This is a genomic window from Lentzea aerocolonigenes, from assembly GCF_000955955.1.
Taxonomy (GTDB): Bacteria; Actinomycetota; Actinomycetes; order Mycobacteriales; family Pseudonocardiaceae; genus Lentzea; species Lentzea aerocolonigenes_A.
Window position 1 is genome coordinate 1 of the sequence record NZ_JYJG01000166.1, and the last position, 1,593, is coordinate 1,593.

At 65.2% G+C, this 1,593-nt stretch carries 1 protein-coding gene; it reads right to left on the bottom strand.

The features are described 5' to 3' along the window. Window positions 1-162: 162 nt before the first annotated feature. Window positions 163-1,593 (bottom strand): cellulase family glycosylhydrolase (locus UK23_RS23350; protein WP_156213324.1); only part of this gene is annotated, 1,431 nt, incomplete at its 5' end.

The following is a 1,593-nucleotide window of genomic DNA, read 5'->3' on the forward strand; positions in this document are numbered from 1 at the left end:
TCTCGGGACACACCTGGTGATCCGCGACTCGGTCCGTCCCCGCGTGTCCTGACGCCTTCAAGCAGGTCTACGAGCGATGAAGTGCGCTTTCGTTCACTGGGAACCGATCACTGTGGTGTCCGTCCCGCCGGGCCGGCGCGCACCACCGAATGGCACGGGATGTCAGGCAGCGGCAGCTCCGATGTCGAGATAGTCGATGTTGGGCAGTCCGGCTGCCGTGGCCGAGTCGATCCGAATGGTGTTGCTGCCGTTGTCGAGCGACACCGGCAAGGACTTCGTCGACCATGCCGACCATGAGCCGGTGGGCTCGAACGACACGGTGGCCACTGTGGTCCCGTTGACGATGACGTTCGCCGGCCGCGCATCCGTGCCGTTGGCGAACCGGATCCCCACCGTCGCCGTACCAGCCGCCGCCGGGGTCACCGTGAACCGCACTGCCGCGCCGACGGCGTTGTCGCTGTTGCAGAACCCGCTGCCCGAATAACCCGTGTGATTCGAATCGATCGTGCCATCGCACACCGCAGGAGCGGATTCTGCCTGGTAACGCTGCACCGGCTGCGGGCCGTCAGCGCCCCAGCCGTGCCTGAGCCGGTCAGCGCCAGTGGAGTTGCGGACGCTCACGCTCAGGTTGGTGCCGCTGCCGTGGAGCGCGAACATGGAGTACCAGTCGTAACTCTGTCCGGCAGTGATCTTGCCGCCGAGCGCGGGCCAGTAGACCGCGCCCATGTTGAGTGCCCGCAAGGAGTCGGTGTCCGCGCGGAGGTACCGGACGAAGTTGTTGGAGCTGTTCGCGTTGTTGTAGTTCAGGCCGGTGTCCATCGGAGCGCCGAACTCGGTCAGGACCGAGCGCGAGGCACAGTTGCCCAGTCGCTGCCGGAAACTCTGGACCCAGCCGTTGTAGTCCATCTCGCCGTAGAAGAAGGCGTAGTGGTGATAGGACAGGAGCGTCCCGTCGAGACGTGTGTCGGCACAGACCGGCCTGACGTCCTGGCTGTAACCGGTGCCGCCCACCAGGATTCGACCCTTCGGAATCGACGGGCGGGCGCTGATCCACGAGGCGGCGAGGTTGATCCACTGGGAGGCGCTGTAGCCGTGGGGTTCGTTCATCGGCTCGAAGTAGACCAGGCTGTTGGAGCCGTACTGGGCAGTGACGGTGTTCCACATCGAGTTGAAGGCGTTCAAGTTGGTGATCCGGCCGCCGGACGCGGCACCATCCTCCCAGTAGGCCAGGATGACCTTGAAACCTTTGGCGGTAGCGGCGTCGATCGTGCCGCGGTAAGCGTTCCACCACGACGTACCGACGGTGTGGGTGTTGACGGGCAACCGCACGGTGTTGACGCCGAGTTGGTTCTTGAACCCGTCGTAGACGGCGTCCGCCTTGGCTCGGACGGTCGAGTAGCTGTCCGACTGGTTCAACCCGTCGAGGACGAGCGGACCTGTGACGAAGTTGTCGCCACGCATGGCCCAGTTCACGCCTCTGAACTGGGAGGTGTCCGCGCTGGCCGGTGATGCGCCTGTCAGCGCGGCCACCGGCAGTAGGACCAACGTGCTGAGAACGCTGACCAGAGTGCGGCGCAGGGAACGGGTGTGGGG